This is a genomic window from Streptomyces sp. CA-250714 (assembly GCF_050936705.1).
GTDB lineage: Bacteria > Actinomycetota > Actinomycetes > Streptomycetales > Streptomycetaceae > Streptomyces.
Map to the genome: position 1 here is coordinate 824,387 of NZ_JBNJMI010000001.1, position 18,475 is coordinate 842,861.

Genomic DNA, 18,475 nt, shown 5'->3' on the forward strand with positions numbered 1-18,475 from the left:
ACCTCCTATGCGAGGAAGAGCCGGGCGAACTCCTCGACCTGCCGCACGCTGGTCGGATCCTCGAAGTAGACGATCAGTTCCTGCACCCCGGCCTCCTCGAATGCGGCGATGCGTTCCCTGACCGTGTCCGGAGTGCCGACCAGGCCGTACGACCCGACGTCACCGGGAAAGACGAAGTTCGAGGCCGGCGGTATCAGCGCACGTGCCTCGGTGTCGGTGTCCCGGATGATGCACGGGGCCGTGACGGTGCGTTTGATGGCGTCGTACGGGCGTCCGACGTCGTGGCAGTGGTCGCGCAGGACCGCGAACTTGTGCTTCGCCGCTACGGGGGAATCCATGATGTTGCAGGCGTCGGCGTATTGCGCCACCAGCCGCAGCGTCACCTTCTCACCGGCGCCGCCGATCATCAGTGGGATGTGCGGGCGCTGTACGCCCTTCGGTTCGTTGACCGCGTCCCTGATCTGGTAGTACCGGCCCTCGAACGTGGCCTTCTCCTCGGTCCACAGAGCCAGCACGACCTGCACCGCTTCCTCGAGCTTGCGCAGCCGCTCGCCGGTGGTGCCGAATTCGTAGCCGTACTGCAGGTGGTCGTGCTCGAGCCAGCCCGCTCCGATGCCGAACTCCAGCCTGCCCGCGGACAGGACGTCCACGGTGGACGCCATCTTCGCCTGGAGCGCCGGGTTCCGGTAGCCGTTCCCGGTGACCAGGTGACCGATCCGCACGTTGGTGGTCTCCCTGGCCAGTGCGGCGATCAGCGTCCACGCTTCGAAGACCATCGAGTTCGACGGCCGCACCGTGGTGAGGTGATCCGGCGCGAGCAGCGCGTGGTAGCCCGCGTCGTCGGCCATCCTGGCGATCTCCATCATCCGGACGTACGCCGCCACCGGATCGGTGAAGTCGGCGAATTCCTGGGCGAACCCGGTCGGCATGAAGATGCTGAACTTCATCGCGCGTCATCCTCCTGGAGGAACGTGGTGATCCGGGGCCACAGTTCGGCCCAGACCGTGTGCTCGTGATCGGTGTCATGGGCGAGCCCCGGCACGGTGATCAGCTCGCCCGGCAGTCCTTCGTCGCGCAGCTGCGCGGCCAGCCCTTCCGATTCGGTCAGGGGAACCACCGGATCGGCGTCACCGTGCACGATCAGCAGGGGTGCGCCGACATCGCCCAGAGCGGTCAGCGGCCGGCGCTCCGGTGCGGCGAAGTACTTCTCGACCGCGGCCGGATCGCTCTCCGGCAGCAGCGAGCCGGGCCTGGCCTGGTCGGCCGCAACGAACCCGACCGGATCGTAGAAGCCCATGAGCAGCACCCCGTGACGCCACAGGTCGGGCCCGCGTTCCAGCGCCAGGAGCGCGGAGTACGCGCCACGGCTGGTCCCCAGGATGCTGATGCGCGCCTGGTCGATCTCCGGCAGCCCGGCGAGATACCGGGTCGCCGCGACCACGTCGTCGATGTCCCCGCCCCCGATCTGGGCCAGCGCGCGGAACTCGGGTCCGTGCCCGGGCGCGCCCCGCTGGTCGACGGACAGGACCGCGAACCCGGCCGCGTTCAGCGGTGCGTGCTCGCTGGTGTGCCGGTACTCGCCCTGGGAGTTGAGCACTCCGCCGTGGCCCGGCATGCATACGACGACGGCCGGGTGCGGTCCTGCCCCGGTCGGCAGGCTGAGGTGGCCGTAGATGACCGTCCCGTCGTCCGAGGTGATCTCGTGGACCGTCAGGTGCTCGGTAGGCTCGGCCTCCTCGGGCCGCTGCGCCCGGTCGAGCTCGTCGGCGAGCAGGCTCGTGAGCACGTCGACGCTCAGGCTGCGCTGCAGCCTCGCCGCGGGGACCGCGACGCCGAGTTGTTTCTGGAGCAGGACGCGCAGCTCGACGGCGGTCAGCGAGTCGACGTCCACCGCCTGCTGGTCGCCGAGCTGCTGCTCGGACAGGCCGGTCGTCCGCTGCAGCAGCGGGGTGACGAGCGCCGGCAGCATCGCGGTGCGCTCGTCCGGGGTCGCCTCCCTCAGCCGCTTCACGACCGATTCCTCACCGCCGAAGTCGCCGCCGCCGTCACCGTCCGCTGCGCCTTCCGGAAGCACGGTGCGGAACTTCGGCAAGGACGCCAGTTGCCGGTTGGCGCGGGCCCACCGAGGCCAGTCGATGTCGGCGACGGACACCTCGGTCGGCCGGGTGCGGAGCAGCGTGGCGAGTTCGGAGACGAGCCGGGCGGGCGGCATCCCCACGTGGCCGTTGCGCCGCAGGACGTCGCCGACGTAGCCCTCGCGGCTCACCGCGACACCCACCTCGTCGATCATTCCCCAGCCGATGGCGGTCGCCGGGAGTCCGAGTGCGCGGCGGTGGCGGGCCAGCCCGTTGAGGAACTCGTTCGCCGTGGCGTAGGCGCCCGCGCCGAGCGCACCGAGCTGTGCCGCCACCGACGAGAACAGCACGAAGAAGTCCAGTTCCTCGCCCAAGGTCTCCTGGTGCAGGTGCCAGGCCCCGTCCGCCTTCGGCCGGGTGGCGCCGACGAGCCGGGGCGCGTCGGTGTCCGAGAGCACCACGTCGTCGAAGTCGGCGGCGCCGTGCACGATCCCGCCGAGGGGCGGCAGGAAGGCGCGCACCCGCGACAGGAGAGAGCGCATCTGGTCGCGGTCCCTGACGTCGGTCTTGTGGACCCGCACCCGCACCCCCCGGTCGGTCAGCTCGGCCACCGTCCGAGCGGCGGCGGACGAGGTGACCCCGTGCCGCCCGGCGAGCACCAGGTGGCGGGCGCCGTTGTCCGCGAGCCAGCGGGCGACCGTACGGCCGAGGCCACCGAGACCACCGGTGACGAGGTAGGTGCGGTCCGGCCGGATCGGCGAGCCGGGAATCGACTCCGCCGGGACCCGTACGGGCTCGTCGGCCATCCGGACGACGACCTTGCCGTGGTGCTCGGGGCGCGTCATCGCCCGGAAGGCCGCACCGATGTCGTCGGCGGGGAACTCCCTGCACGGCAAGGGGGCGATCGCGTTCTGCTCGTGAAGGTCCGCGACGGCGCGCATGCTCGCCCGGACGTCCTCCGGCCGCAGCGCCATCATCTGGTCGTAGTCGAAGGTGTGGAACGACAGGGCCCGCTGCGCGGAAGCCAGCCGCACAGCGTGGTCCGCGACGTCACCGGGCTTGCCCAGCTCGACGAAGCGCCCGAACGTGCTCAGCGTCCGGAGGCTGTGGTGGATCATGTCGGCGGGCAGGGAGTTGACGATGACGTCGACACCGGCGCCACCGGTCCAGTCGAGCACGTCGTCGGCGAAGGACGAGGACCTGGAGTCGGCGACCCGGGTGAAGCCCTCGCTGCTCAGCAGCTCCCGCCGCCGGTCGCTCCCCGCGGTGACGAACACCTCGGCGCCGAGCCACCTCGCGATCCGCGCCGCCGCCAAACCGACCCCTCCGGCGGCCGAGTGGACCAGCACGCGCTCCCCGCAGCGGACGTCGGCCAGCCGCACCAGGGCCAGGTGCGCGGTGACCACGGGAAGCAGCGACGCCGCCTGGGCGCGGGACAGCGTCGTCGGCTTCTTCACCACACGGACCGCCTCCAGCGTCACGTGGGACGCGAACAGGTCGCGGCTGTGCGCGAACACCTCGTCCCCGACGCACAAGTCGGCCACCCCCTGCCCGACACCGACGACGGTGCCCGAGCACTCCAGGCCGAGCGTGTCCCCGGAGTGGCTCCCCTCGACCGCGTGCGGCGAGATCAGCCCGGTCTGCTTGAGGACGTCCTTGAAGTTCACGCCGACGCGGGAGACCTCCACCTCGACCTCGCCCGGCCCTGGCGCCCGGCGGCCGGCCGCGACGAAGCCGAGGTCGGCTCCCGCTGCTCCGGGCGGCCGCAGGCGCACCGGGGTGAGGTCGGTTCTCGTACGGACGTGGTCGAGGTCGGAGCCTTCCTCGGCCCGCGCCAGCCGCCGGACGTACCGGCCCTCGGGGCGCAGGGCGACCTCGTCGGAGCCGTCCTGGGTGAGTTCGGTGAGCAGGGCGTCGAGGAGCTTGTCGGGCGACCCGGGCGACCAGGGCTGCCCGTGCGGCGGGTCGGCCGGGCTGACGTCGATGAGCCGGCAGCGCAGCTCCGGCCGTTCAGCGGCGACGACCCGGCCGAAGCCCCACAGGGCGGCGGCCGTCGGCGCGGTCGTGGGGTCGTCGGCGGAGACGCTCTGCGCGCCCGCGGTGACGAGGAAGAGGGGCCCGGCCCCGGCCGGGAGCTCCTGAACGAGCCGCAGCGGCGCGGCGACCGCACCGCACAACTGCGCCCCTTCGTCCTGTTCGTCCCCCGCGCCCTCGACGTGGACAACTCCACGGCAGGCCGCGCCACCGGTCAGACCGGCGAGGACGTGGCCGAGCCAGCGGTCGTCGGTGGTGTCCGTGCGGACGACGTCGCCACCGAGTTCGGCCAGTCCGCCGGCGAGGTCGTCCGCCATCGCCGAGGCGCCCACCACGATCCAGCGCCCCTCGGCACCCGCGACCCGGTCCAGCGGTTCTGGCTGCCACACGTGCTCGTAACGCAGGTTCGGCGGCCGTTCCTCGGCCTCGGCCAGCCGCCTGGCCCGCAAGCCCTCCACCTCGGCAACGACCTCACCGCCGTCCGTGACGAGGGTCAGGTCGCACTCGATGGTCCCCGGCTTGCCGGTGTCCCGGCCCCGGCCGTGTATCCACAACCGGGTGCCGGGAGAGCGGAAGAACCGGAGCGCGCCGATTCGGGCGGGCACATACGTGCCGGGCTCCGCTTCGTCTCCGAGCAGGTGCGCACCCGTGATGGCGGCCTGCAGCGCACCGTCGAGCAGGACCGGGTGCAACCGGTGGTCTTCCTGGTCGACGGTGTCGAGTGCGAGCTCGCCGAAGACCTCACGCGTCTCCGTCCGCCACCACAGGCGCCGCACGGTGCGGAACGCCGGCCCGTAGCGCAGCCCGGTTCCGGTCAGCCTCGCGTAGACGTCGTCGTGGCCGAGCTGCGGCAGTCCTTCGGTGAGCTCGGCGACGCTCTCGCCGCGGGGCCGCGCCGCGCGCGGCTTTGCGACGTGGGCGCGCCGCAGCTCGGCGTGCAGCGTCCAGTCGGCGCCGTCCGGCTGGGCCCGGCTGTGCAGGGTGAGCAGACGCCGCGCCGGGTCGTACCCCACGCGCAGGGTCGTTACCGACGCGGGGGGCAGTCCCAGCGGCCGGTGGAAGACGACGTCTTCGAGGAAGCACGGCTCGTCGTCCGGGAAAGCGGCCAACGCGGCCTCCAGGTACCCGGAGCCGGGGAAGACCACCGACTCGCCGACCTGGTGGTCCCCGAGGTAGGGGAACGCGGAGGCGGTCAGCTCCACGTCCCGCACCGGCGTGACCGAGGGCACGGCGCGTCCGGCCATGCGCAGACCGTCGGCCCCCAACCGCCGCTCCCGGGACACCGCCGACTCGGTCCAGTGGCGCTCGCGGTGCCAGGGATAGCGCGGCAGGTCGAGGTGTTCACGAGGGCCGGGGTGGACGCGTTCCCAGGCGGGATCGACGCCGGCCTCGTACAGCCGTCCGAGCGTGTCCATGAGCTGCTCGCGCTGCGGGCGGTCGCGGCGCAGCGACGCGAGCCGGGTGACGGTGTCCGAGCGATCGGCCAGCGCCTCGTCGATCGCCGGGGCCAGTACGGGGTGCGGACCCACTTCCAGCACGGCGCCGACCCCCTGGGCGAGCACCTTGCGGAACGCGTCGGCGAACCGGACCGGCTGACGGACGTTCCGCCACCAGTAGCCCGCGTCGAGCCCTGGGCCCGCGACCCGGTCCCCGGTCACCGTCGAGAACAGCGGAACCCGCGCGTGGCCGGGGCTGATGCCCTCCAGCGCGGCGTGCAGCGGCTCGCGGATCTCCTCCATCTGAGGGCTGTGGTACGCCACCTCGACCCGCAGCTGCTTCACCGTCGCGCCCGCCGCGGTGAGCGCCGCTGTTACCTCCGCCAGGGCCTCGTGGTCCCCGGCGATGGTCGTCGCGTGGGTGCTGTTGACCGCCGCCACGGTCACGCCCTCGACCAGATGAGGCGTCACCGCGTCCACCGGCAGGTCGACCGCCGCCATCCCGCCGCGTCCGGCTAGGCGGGCCTGGAGATTCGCGCGATGGAAGCTCACTGTGAGGGCGTCTTCGAGCGAGTACACACCGGCCGCGTACGCCGCGGCCACCTCGCCCACGCTGTGTCCCACGATCGCGTCGGGTTCGATTCCCCAGCCACGCAGCAGCGCGGTGAGCCCGGCCTGCACCGCGAAGTTGGCGACTTGCGCGTACAGCGTGCGCGTAAGCCTCGACGTGCTCTCGTCACGGCGCAGCTCGTCCGCGATCGACAGGCCATGGCGTTCGAGCACCGCGTCGCAGGCCTCGACCACTTCCGCGAAGCGTGGCTCCGTTTCCAGCAGTTCACGGCCCATCCCCCACCACTGGGGGCCCATTCCGGTGTAGACGAATGCGACCGGCGGACGCGTCGTCCGTGTCGGCTCGGGAGTGCTGTTTCGTAGCTTCTCCGCGGCCTCCGCGCCGTCCCTGGCGACGACGAACGTCCTCATCGGATGGTGGTCGCGCTGCCGGGAGGCGGCACGGGCGACCTGCCGTAGCGCCGGAGCATCCGGGCCTTCCAGCAGCGTCGCGTAGGAGGCCACGAGCGAGTGCAGCGCCTCCTGGCTCCGGGCCGACAGCGGCAGGAGCGTCGGTCGGCCGTCGTCCGCATCGGCCGCACTGATCGGCTCGCGGGCGGGCCATTGCTCCAATATGGCGTGTGCGTTCGTCCCACCGAAGCCGAACGAGTTCACACCCGCCCGCCTCGGCCCCTGGCGCTCCGGGAACGGAACCGTCTCCGTCGGTACCCGGATGGGCAGCCGGTCGAAGGGAATCCTCGGGTTCGGCTTCTCGAAGTGCAGGTTGGGCGGGATGGCACCGCGCCGCAGGCACATCACCGCCTTGATCACGCCGGCCACCCCGGCCGCAGCCTCCGTGTGCCCGAAGTTCGACTTGACCGACCCCATCCAGTGCGTATCGGAGGAGCCGCTGAGCACCTCGCCGATCGCGGTCGCCTCGACCGGGTCGCCCGCCGCGGTCCCGGTCCCGTGCGCCTCGAAATAGCCGACCGAGGCGGGTTCGACGCCGCCGACCCGGCAGGCCCGTTCGATCAGCGTCCGCTGGGACTGCACCCTCGGCACCGTGATGCCGGGCGTGCGGCCGTCCTGGTTCACCGCGGTGCCCCGCACGACGGCGTGGATACGGTCACCGTCGCGCACCGCCGACGAGAGCGGCTTCAGCACCAGGACGCCCGCGCCCTCACCACGCGCGTAGCCGTCGGCGCGGTGGTCGAACGACTTGCACCGGGCGTCGGGCGACAGGAACTGTCCCTTGGACATCAGGATGGTGGTGACCGGGTTCACCATGACGTTCACCCCGCCGGCCACCGCGAGTTCGCAGTCGCCGAGCGCGAGCGCGGTGCACGCCTGGTGCAGCGCCACCAACGACGAGGAACACGCGGTGTCGACGGTGAAAGCCGGGCCACGCCAGTCGAACGCGTAGGAGAGCCGAGCGGCCAACATGGTCATGCTCACGCCCGTCGGCGTGGCGGAGCTGACCAGGTGCTGGTTCGACTCCGCCAGCTGCAACGTCGCGGCGTCGAAGGTGAAGCCGCCGATGTACGCCCCGATGTTCGCGGCCGCGGTCGAACTCGGCGGGACACCGGCGTCCTCGAGTGACTCCCAGGTGACCTCGAGCAGCAGCCGCTGCTGGGGATCGAGCGCGGCGGCCTCGCGCGGTGACATCCCGAAGAACCCGGCGTCGAACTCGTCGATCGGCGCACGGAGGAAGCCGCCCTGCCGTACGAACATCCGCCCGGGGGTCGAGCGGTCCGCGTCGAAGTAGTCCGTCGTACGCCACCGTTCGGCCGGAACGTCGGAAATCGCGTCGGTGCCGGATTCGAGCATGTCCCAGAACCCGTGCAGGTCCGCCACACCGCCGGGATAGCGGCAGCCGATGCCGATGATCGCGATGGGCTCGGCCTCCGTGGACTCAGGTCCGGCGGGATGTGTTGTGTCCGAAGAACCGACCGAACGGGCGGCATGGGGGGAAGGTCCGAAAGACGACATGCGCTGAGCTCCCTCGAAAGTTGCGGGCTGAGGGTGATGGGCAATCTCCAGGCCGCCAGTACGTGCTGTCCGCCGTATCGGTTCAATCGAGGGGTTCCCGTTGCTACCGCTTGACCTTTGCCGTTGGCGGAGGGGGCGGGCCCTCTGTGCCGGAGATGAACCGAGAGGGTGGATTGCCCGTTGTACGTCCTGTCCGACCGGCCCCGGAGGAGGAAACGTGCCCGACCTCGAAGACCCCGACAGTGAAATCGTGAAGCGCTCTGGTCAGACGCTCCGCGGCTTCGCCTACAGCAGCGCCAGCAAATCCGAGAAGAGGCAAATACGCGCAGCACACGCCAGAGACACTGCAACTGCCGCGTTCACCCGCTCGAAAAGCGTGATAGTCACCCGCTCGGAAAGCATGATCAAGAACCTGGCCCGGAGTGCCAGCACGCGACTCCGCCGTCTCTCCAAGTCCGCTGATCCGAAGGAGGCAGCTGCTCGCGCCGAGGTAGCGGAATCATCGCGCGAAAAGGACATGCTGGCCGCCGCGGAAGCGAGTTACTCGCTACTCGGCGGCTGGGCCAATCCACTGAGAGTCGCGAATGACCCGTCGGTATCCTCCCGGCCGGCAACCTCCCGGTCAGTCGACTCAGTAGGCTTCGCCGCGAACGCATACGGTCCCGAACTCCGGCCGTCGTCGAGCGGTTCCGATCACCACGGTGGGAGCGCGACACCTCCTGCCCAAGGCTCCGTGCTCCGTTCGGGGTCAAGGCGATCAGCCGGACGGTGAGCGGGGGGTCTTCACCGAGCACCAGGAGGGTCCTCTTGCCCTCCTCTTGGCCGGGACTCACGCGACTTGCGCGGCGCCCTGGCCAGGGCTGAGATCACTTGCAAGTGAACCCGGACCGCCGTCGTCCTGCTCGCGCAGGCGCGCGAGCAGGACGCCCACCGGCGCCGGCGCCAAGGGCAGGAGCACGAGCGCTACCGCAACCGGGGTGATGATGACGAGGACGCCGGTAACCCACACGTTGTCATCAGTGGTGGCCAGGATGAGCAGCCCCGCCCAGTGCGCCACGTACGTGCCGAGCCACTTCAGCACCGTGGAGCTCCTCCGATGACCACGAATCCGAACCGGTTCCACAAGCTGCATAACCGGCAGCGCAGTTGACGCGGGCATCGGTGACCCGAGCCCGTCTCACGACGAAGGCCGGGGACTCCGGCGCGACGTGCCGGGCCCCTCGGGGCGACGGACACGTTTCCCCGAGGGGCCCGTCGGCCTGCCCGGCAAGAGCCTCGTCGTTCGGCTGCTGCTGGCTGCTTCTACTTCCGCCCTCGCCTCCGATGGGACTCTCGCTGCTGTTTCGCTGCCCGGCTGGACGTCTCTGCCTCGGCTTCGGACGACGGGAACTGATACCCGCCGGCAATCGGTGGAGCAAGCGCCCTCGCTGCCTCGGCCAAGGTCGGATTTTGAGGAAGGGGAGCGGCTGAGGGCTGGAATGGGGGCACAGCCGGCGGCTGCCCGTAAGAGGCGCCCAGCTGCGGAGCGGACTCCGCCACCCCCGGTGCCGCCTGCTGCGACGGGCCATCGGGGCCGTACTTCCGCAAGTCGGGCGGCAACTGTTCCAGGTTCGCCAGGATAGCTGCGGTGGGATACGTCTTCCGAATGGCGATCTTGAAGCCCTTGCCATTTTCAGTGGGCTGCAGGGTGAGTTGAGCGGAATCGTTCAGAGCAGTGATTTCCGGTTCCTCCGAGGCGACAGCTGAATCTCCCTTTATTGCGAGATGAGCGATTCGGCTCAGGGTTTTCTTCGCCCATTCCGGCCACTGCCTCCCGCGAGGAGCGGAGGGTGGCACGTGTTCGAGAGGTATTATTCCCCAGTCGTACAGGGCGCGAATATTTCGCCCAAGCATCTCACCTCTTTCACGCGCAGCCCTCTCGCTGTCCAACGGCGCCCTGCTGGAAATCCGCACGCGCCCACTCTCCTGTGAACGCTGGACGGGGATTTCGTTGCCAATCAGCGCCCATGCTGCCGCGGGACCCCACGGATAATCTTCCCCAGCCCGACTGCGATTCATTTTCCTCCGGATTCCTAGGGACCAGTCCGGCTCGCTATTCTTCCGCTTCTCGTTCCGCTCTGCTGAGTCTATCCTGGTCGGCACGTAGCCCCTCGTCGCCCGTTCTTCCTCGTAGAGTTGATGGATCCAGTCGGCTTCCCTGAGGTCTGTGCTGTCCGTCCATTCGGCGATTTGATCATCGTTCAGAATTCCTGGGTGGATGTGCCAGCCCAGGCCCTTCAGGTTGTCCACGGGGACGTCGCCCGTGCCCAGCGCTACTACTAGTTTTGGTCCTGCTCCGGGGTTGGCAGGGTTGAGGAAGCTGTGCAGTTCTTCTCCGAGCTTCACCACCTGTTTCGGGTATGGCCACATGGCCGGTACAGTGATCTCCACCTCACGATCCGGCAGCGTTTCCCGGCGCTCCTCGAAGTCTTCGTTGACCCAGAGGAGATAGGCACGCGAGAGCGTGAGATCATCGGGGGTCGGGTTCGGCACGATATCCTCCTAGTGAATCGAAATAAGGGCTGCTTCCGCGCATCGCGAATCGCACGGACCCGGCGGCCCGGCGGTTACTCCTTACTCGCCGGCAAACGGTAATGACACTGCACATTCCGTTTTCTTGCGAGCTTTCCCCCGCTTTCGCCTCTGTCTCTTCCCGGGTGTGTCGGATGCCCGTATCCGCTGCCGGCCTGTGGGACAAGCTGCCCCACCCGAGCGGGCTCCGACACTTCGCGCAGCCGCGTTCAAACGCCGCGACCTCGGTCAGTCTTCGCCTTGGTCACGCACGACAAAGCTCGGACGGACGCCCAAGAGCCCTCGTCGCGCACACCCCGCCCCACACACAGACCCTGTCCCACGACATCCCACCCCTCAGGCACACAGGACGGGACGACAACACCTCCACCCCTGCAACGAAGACAGAACCCGGACGGTTCACCTGGCGATGGAGACGATTCAGGCCCCACGCCCGTGACTCGAGGCCGCGTGGACCGCCACCTGATCGGTGGCCAGTTCGAAGAAGTCCAGTCATCGACTCCCCCATCACAACAGTGAACCAATCAGAGGTAGGAGCCGTACAGAGTGTCAGCCCCCGGTCGGAGAGCCGAGGAGGCGGGCCGAAACTCTCGACGAGCAACGCCACAGAGAAGCAGAAACAGAAGCACCATGGACAATTTTCACGAGGAGCAAAAATGCCGCGGACTCAAGACTCCGGATATCCCTGGGCCGATAACACCGGGCGGTATTGGTCGGCCAACGAGATCACGAGCGCGATTTCGGGGTATTTTGGATACACGGACCGGCTAGGCTATTCCTCCGTATCCATCGATCGCAGGGATAACGCTCGGTTCACGCCGCAGGACGCAGTCCAGGAATGCGGAGGAGAGGATTTCCCGATCGGGCAGTACGTACGCGAGTTATCGGCGGGCGTGGAGGATGATGATCTCACCAGGGCGGAAAGGCATGCTCTGTGGCGAGCTGAGCTTCGTTTTGCGCACGATGACGCTTATCGCATGTACCTGTACGACCCCAGCGGGCGGCCCGGCCCCCAGGGAACACCACAGTCCTTCAACTTCGCCCCGGACGAGTTCTATCTGGCCAACCCGTACAGCGAACTGGCCGACTGGCCCGAGACGCCGCCCCTGCCTGGATATCCCGCACCAGCCCCGGCCGCTCCCAACGAACAACTCCCGGCGTATGTCCGCGAACATCGGCCGGACCCGCAACCTCATACACCATGGCAAGCTCCCGACCTGCCACCCGCATACACCCCGCCGCAACAGCCCCCGGCACCCCCTCAGCCCGAAAACGCCAACGTGGCCCGTCACGCCCACGCTCAGCAGGAACAGCCCGGACCACAGCCGGAGAACCAAACACGTCGCCGATCAGCACGAATTCAGGCCCGCGACGCTGCCGCGCAGAGCACACCCCAACAAAACTCACAAAGCAGCACACGAAACAGACGACGGTCAAGGTAGGCCGGTCCCTGGAAGCCCAGACCAGCACCCTGGGACAGCGCCGCCGACACGGCATCGGTACCCCGAGGGACCCATCGGCCCGGCAAGAACCTCGCCGATCGGCCGCCGCTGGCCGCTGCTACGTCCGCATTTTTTTGCGCTGGGTTCCTTGCTGTTGGTCGACTGCCCGGCTGGGCATATCTTCCTGGGGTGCGGGCGACGGATTCCGGTTCCCGCTGGGGACCGGTGGAGAAAACGCCCTCGTCGCCTCGGCCCAGGTCGGATTCGGAGGAAAGGCTTGAGGAAAGGGCGGAGCAGAGGGCCGGAGTGTGGGCGAGGCCGGCGGCTGCCCGTAAGAGGCGCCCAGCTGCGGAGCGGGCTCCGCCGCCCCCAGTGCCGCCTGCTGCGGCGGGCCATCGGGGCCGTACTCCCGCAAGTCGGGCTGCAACTGGTCCAGGTTTTTCATGATATTGGCGACAGGGTACCTCTTCAAATTATCTGTCGAAATCTTGAATGCTTTGCCCGACTTGGAGGGCTTCAGGGTAAATCTACCAGCCCCTGTCAGCGCATCGATTTCCGGTTTCTCCTTCGTGGCAGCTGCAGCTTTTTCCCTTGCAAGCTCTTCAATTCTTTTTATGGTTCCTTGCACCCACTTCGGCGTCCCACTCACGGTAGGAATGCAGGTCGCAATTTGTCCGCTAGGTATAATTCCCCAGTCGTACAAGGCGCGAATATTTCGCGCAAGCATCTCACCTCTTTCGCGTGCAGCCCTCTCGCTATCCAACGGCACCTTCGATTGAATTTGCACGCGTTCATTCGTCTGTGAACGCAGGACAGGGATGTCGTTGTCAATCAGCGCCCATGCTGCCGCAGGACCCAACGGATGCTTCCCAGCCCGACTGCGATGCAGTATCTGCCTGGTCGCTACGGACCAGGCCGGCTCGGAATTCTTCCGTTTCTCGTTCTGCTCTGCTGAATCTATCCTGCTCGGCAGGTACCCTCTCGTTGCCCGTTCTTCCTCGTAGAGTTGATGGATCCAGCCGGCTTCCATGAGGTCTCTGCTGCTCGCCCATTTGGCGAGTTGGTTCTCGTTCAGAATTCCTGGGTGGATGTGCCAGCCCAGGCCCTTCAGGTTGTCCACGGGGACGTCGCCCGTGCCCAGCGCTACTACTAGTTTTGGTCCTGCTCCGGGGTTGGCGGGGTTGAGGAAGCTGTGCAGTTCTTCTCCGAGCTTCACCACCTGTTCCGGGTAGGGCGCCATGGCCGGTACAGTGATCTCCACCTCACGATCCGGCAGCGTTTCCCGGCGATCCTCGCCTGGTTCTGGTGCGTTGGCCCAGAGGAGATAGGCACGTGAGAGCGTGAGATCATCGATGGTCGGGTTCGGCACGATATCCTCCCAGTGAATCGAAATAAGGACTGCTTCCGCACATCGCGGATCACACGGACCCGTCGGGCCCGGCGGTTACTCCTTACTCGCCGGCAACCGGTAATGACACTGCACACTCCGCTTTCTTGCGAACTTTCCCCCTGCTTCCGCCTCTGTCTCTGGACAAGCTGCCCCCGCCCGAGCGGATTCCGCTGCTGCGCGCGGCCACGCTCACGCCACGGCTGACACCCCGCGAACGGACACTCCAAGAGCCTGGCGTGGTCGGCCGGCACCCACCGTCGGCTCAGCAGCCGCGCACGCTCCGGCCCACCCACGGACCCTGTCTCGCGACGTCCCACCTCCTCAGGCACACAGGACCTCCACCCCCTGCAACGAAGACAGAACCCGGACGGTTCACCTGGAGATAGAGACAGTTCAGGCCAGCCGGAGAACCAAACACGACGTCGCCGATCAGCACGAATTCAGGCCCGCGATGCTGCCCCGCACAGCACGCCCCAACAAAGCCCACGAAACAGCAGCAGACGAAACTGATGGCGGTCAAGGTAGGTCGGGTCCCTGGAAGCCCAGATCAGTGCCCTGGAGCAGCGCAGCCCACGCGGCATCGGTACCCCGAGGGACCATCGGCCCAGCAAGAACCTCGCCGACCAGCCGCCGCCGGCCGCTGCTACTTCCGCATTTTTTTGGGCTGGGGTCCTTGCTGTTGGTCGGCTGCCCGGCTAGGCATATCTGCCTGGCCTGCGGACGACGGATTCTGGGACCCGCCGGCGACCGGTGGAGAAAACGCCCTCGTCGCCTCGGCCCAGGTCGGATTCTGAGGAAAGGTTAGAGGAAAGGGAGGAGCAGAGGGATGGAATGAGGGCGAGGCCGGCGGCTGCCCGAAAGAGGCGCCCAGCGGCGGAGCGGGCTCCGCCGCCCCTGGTGCCGCCTGCTGCGGCGGGCCATCGGGGCCGTACTCCCGCACGCCGGGCGGCAACTGCTTCACCTTTTTCAAGATCTCCCTGATAGGATGTATCGGCACATTATCTGTCGAAATCTTATCTCCCTTGCCCGACTTAGCGGGTTTCAGAGTAAGTCCACCAGATTCTTCCAGTGCGGCGATTTCTGGTTTCTCCGACGTGGCGACTGGGTCACTTTCCGTCGCAAGCACTGTAATTCTTCTTATGGTTCGCCGCACCCACTCCGGCCATACCTTACCGCGAGGATCGGAAGACGGAAGGTGCCCACTAGGTATCATTCCCCAGTCGTACAAGGCACGAATATTTCGCCCAAGCATCTCACCTCGTTCGCGTGCAGCCCTCTCACTATCCAACGGCGCCTCGCGGGTAATTCGCACACGCCCCCTCGCCAGCGCACTCTTGACGGGGATTTCATTGTCAATCAGTGCCCATGCCGCCGCAGGGCCAAACGCATGCTCCCCAGTCCGACTGCGATACATTATCTTCCGGGTCTCCAGGGACCAGCCCGGCTCGACAATCTTCCGCTTCTTGTTCGCTTTTTCTGATCCTATCTTGACCGGCACGTAGCCCCTCGTCGCCCGTTCTTCCTCGTAGAGTTGATGGATCCAGCCGGCTTCCCTGAGGTCTGTGCTGTCCGTCCATTTGGCGAGTTGATCCTCGTTCAGAATTCCTGGGTGGATGTGCCAGCCCAGGCCTTCCACGTTGTCCACGGGGACGCCGCCCGTACTCAGCGCTTCTACTAGGTTGTCCCCTGCCCCGGGGTTGGCGGGGTTGAGGAAACTGTGCAGTTCTTCTCCGAGCTTCACCACTTCTTCCGGGTAGGGCGCCATGGCCGGTACAGTGACCTCTACCTCACGATCCGGAAGCGTTTCCCGGCGCTGCTCGGGCGCTTGGCGGACCCAGAGGAGATAGGCGTGTGAGAGCCTGAGATCATCGAGGGCCGGGTTCGGCACAATATCCTCCCAGTGAATCGGAATGAAGGGCTGCTTCCGCGCATCGCGGATCGCAGGGGCCCGTCGGCGCGGCGGTTATTCCATACTCGCCGGCAAATGGTAATCACACTGTATTCAATTTTCTTGCGACCTTTTCCCCTGCTTTCGCCTCTGTCTCTGCCCGGGTATGTCGAATGCCCGCATCCGCTGCCGGCCTGTGGGACACAGTTGCCCCTGCCCGAGCGGGCTCCGCCACTTCGCGCAGCCGCGTTCAAACTCCACGACGTCGGTCAGTCGTGGCCGTGGCCACGAACGACAAGCTCGGGCGGACACCCCAAGAGCCCTCGTCGCGCACACGCCGTCCTCCCCGCAGACCCTGTCTCACGACATCCCACCTCCTCACGCACACAGGACGGGACGACAACACCTCCACCCCTGCAACGAAGACAGAACCCGCACGGTTCACCTGGAGACAGAGACGGTTCAAGCCGCGTGCCCGTGACTCGAGGCTGCGTGGACCGCCACCTGATCGGTGGCCAGCTCGAGGAAGCCCCGTCATCGACTCCCCCATCACAACGGTGAACCGTTCAGAGGTAGGAGCACGTACAGAGGGTGTGAGCCCCGGTCGAAGAGCCGAGGAGGCGGGTCGAAACTCTCGACGAGCAACGCCACAGCAGAAGCAGAAGCACTATGGAAAATTTTCACGAGGAGCAAAAATGCCGTGGACTCGCAACCCTGAACGTCCGTGGGCCGATAATAGCGGGCGGGAATGGTCGGCCGACGACATCACAACGTCGATTAGGCAATATTTTGGATACATGAGCAACCAGGGCATTTTCTACGGATCCATCGATCACAGGGATAACGCCCGGTTCACGCCGCAGGATGCAACCGAGGACTGCTACGAGCAAAATTTTCCGATCGGGCAGTACGTGCGCGAGTTGTCGGCGGGCGTGGACGAGCTTGATCTGTCCCAGCCGGAGAGGGATGCTCTGGACCGAGCTGAACTACGTTTCGCCCAGGATGCTTTTTCCATGTATCTGTACGACCCCAGCGGGCGGCCAGGCCCTCAGGGGACACCACAGTCCTTCAACTTCGCCACACCAGGGCGGGGATCTTCAGACCCAAATGAGGTCTATCTGGTCGACGCGTACGGTCAAGAAGCCGACTGGCCCGAGACGCCGCCCCTGCCTGGATACTCCGCACCAGACCCGGCCGCTCACAACGAACAACTCCCGGCCTATGTCCGCGAACGTTCGGCGGACCCGCAATCTCATACACCGTGGCAAGCTCCCGACCTGCCACCCGCATACACCCCGCCGCAACACCCCCCGGCACCCGCTCAACCCGAAAACGCCGACGTGGCCCGTCACGCTCGCACTCAGCAGGAACAGCCCGGACCACAGCCGCAGACCCAAACACCACGCCGCCGATCAGCACGAATTCAAGCCCGCGACGCTGCCGCGCAGAACACGCCTCCCCAAAACCCACAAAGCAGCAGCACACGAAACAGACGACGGTCACGGTAGATCGGGTCCCTGAAAGCGCAGACCAGCACCCTGGGGCGGCGCAGCCGGCGCGGCATCGGTGACCCGAGGGGACCATCGGCCCGGCAAGAGCCTCGCCAATCGGCCGCCGCCGGCTGCTTCTCCTACCGCCTTTGTTTGGACCCTTGCTGCGGGGACCGCTGCTGTTCGGCTTCCCGTCTGGGCATATCTGCCTGGCCTGCGGACGACGGATTCTGGTACCCGCTGGGGACCGGTGGAGCAAACGCCCTCGTCGCCTCGGCCCAGGTCGGATTCTGAGGAAAGGCTTGAGGAAAGGGAGGAGCAGAGGGCTGGAATGAGGGCGAGGCCGGCGGCTGCCCAAAAGAGGCGCCCAGCTGCGGAGCGGGCTCCGCCGCCCCCGGTGCCGCCTGCTGCGACGGGCCACTGGGTCCGTACTCCCGCAACTCGGGCTCCAGCTTATCCAGGGCCGCCAGGATAGCTGCGGCGGGATATTTCTTCAGATTTGCTGCGGAGATCCTGAAGCTCTGGCCATTTTTAGTGGGCTCCAGCGTGAGTCCAGTGGCATCATGCAGAGCAGCGATTTCCGTTTCCTCCCACGCGGCGGCTGTACCTCCCTTCTGTGCGAGATTAACGATTCGTTTCAGGGTTTCCTTCACCCAGTCCGGCCACTTTTTCCCGCGAGGACCGGAGGCTGGTACGTGTTCGCGAGGTATTATTTCCCATTCATACAAGGCGCGAATATTTCGCCCATATTCTTTACTTCTTTCGAGCGCGGCCCTCTGGCTATCCAATTGCGCCTCGGCAGAAATGTGCGCATAACCTTCCCATGGCGAAGGCTTAATGGGGACCCCGTTGTCAATCAGTGCCCATGCCGCTGCAGGACCCAGTGGATTTCCATCCTTCTTATCATGCAGCCGCCTCCTGATTCTTACGGACCAGTCCGGTTCGGGAATCCCGCGCTTCTCATTCGTTGCCAGCGAATCGATCTTGGACGGCACGTAGCCCCTCGATACCCGTCCTTCCTCGTAGAGCCGATTGATTCTGCTGGCGTCCCTGAGGTCGACGCTTGTTGTCCAATTGGCGAGTTGATCATCGTTCAGAATTCCTGGGTGGATGTGCCAGCCCAGGTCCTTCAGATTGTCCACCGGGACGCCGCCCGTACTCAGCGCTTCTACTAGGTTTTCTCCTGCCCCGGGATTGGTGGGGTTGAGGAAGCTGTGCAGTTCTTCTCCGAGGTGCACCACTTCTTCCGGGTAGGGCGGCATGGCCGGTACAGTGATCTCCACCTCACGATCCGGCAGCGTTCCCCGGCGCTCCTCGGGCGCTTGGCGGACCCAGAGGAGATAGGCATGTGAGAGCCTGAGATCATCAACGATCGAGTTCGGCACGATATCCTCCCAGTGAATCAGAATGAAGGGCTGCTTCCGCGCATCACGGGTCGCACGGGCCCGCCGGCCCGGCGGTTACTCCTTTTACCCGCCGGCAAATGGTAATGACACTGCACATTCCGTTTTCTTGCGAGCTTTCCCCCCGCTTTCGCCTCTGTCTTTACCCGGGCGTGTCGGATGCCCGCATCCGCTGCCGGCCTGTGGGACAAGCTGCCCCGCCCGAGCG

8 protein-coding genes are annotated in these 18,475 nt (G+C 66.7%); 1 reads left to right on the plus strand and 7 read right to left on the minus strand.

The annotated features are described in order from the left end of the window. Positions 1–5: 5 nt before the first annotated feature. From ACQEU8_RS03840 to ACQEU8_RS03865, 6 genes are all read right to left on the minus strand, one after another. Entirely contained in the window at positions 6–947 is a 942-nt protein-coding gene (locus ACQEU8_RS03840; protein WP_433096780.1) for an LLM class F420-dependent oxidoreductase, read from the minus strand. After that, positions 944–8,083: an SDR family NAD(P)-dependent oxidoreductase gene (locus ACQEU8_RS03845; RefSeq protein ID WP_433096782.1), complete on the minus strand. Its 7,140-nt coding sequence runs from the start codon at positions 8,081–8,083 to the stop codon at positions 944–946. The genes ACQEU8_RS03840 and ACQEU8_RS03845 overlap by 4 nt, the downstream gene beginning before the upstream one ends. An 829-nt stretch (positions 8,084–8,912) precedes the next feature. Then, positions 8,913–9,164: a hypothetical protein gene (locus tag ACQEU8_RS03850; protein WP_433096784.1), complete on the minus strand. Its 252-nt coding sequence runs from the start codon at positions 9,162–9,164 to the stop codon at positions 8,913–8,915. Between the two features lie 221 nt (positions 9,165–9,385). After that, on the minus strand, positions 9,386–10,615 hold the full coding sequence (locus ACQEU8_RS03855; RefSeq protein ID WP_433096786.1) for a hypothetical protein: 1,230 nt from the start codon (positions 10,613–10,615) through the stop codon (positions 9,386–9,388). A 1,599-nt stretch (positions 10,616–12,214) separates the two neighbouring features. Then, on the minus strand, positions 12,215–13,465 hold the full coding sequence (locus ACQEU8_RS03860; protein WP_433096788.1) for a hypothetical protein: 1,251 nt from the start codon (positions 13,463–13,465) through the stop codon (positions 12,215–12,217). 664 nt (positions 13,466–14,129) lie between these two features. After that, positions 14,130–15,374: a hypothetical protein gene (locus ACQEU8_RS03865; protein ID WP_433096790.1), complete on the minus strand. Its 1,245-nt coding sequence runs from the start codon at positions 15,372–15,374 to the stop codon at positions 14,130–14,132. A gap of 797 nt (positions 15,375–16,171) precedes the next feature. Here ACQEU8_RS03865 and ACQEU8_RS03870 point away from each other — a divergent pair. Further along, entirely contained in the window at positions 16,172–16,882 is a 711-nt protein-coding gene (locus tag ACQEU8_RS03870; protein ID WP_433096792.1) for a hypothetical protein, read from the plus strand. A 122-nt stretch (positions 16,883–17,004) separates the two neighbouring features. Here the strand turns inward: ACQEU8_RS03870 and ACQEU8_RS03875 are convergent, their stop codons facing one another. Continuing rightward, positions 17,005–18,249, minus strand: a complete 1,245-nt coding sequence (locus tag ACQEU8_RS03875; RefSeq protein WP_433096794.1) for a hypothetical protein — start codon at positions 18,247–18,249, stop codon at positions 17,005–17,007. Positions 18,250–18,475 lie beyond the last annotated feature (226 nt).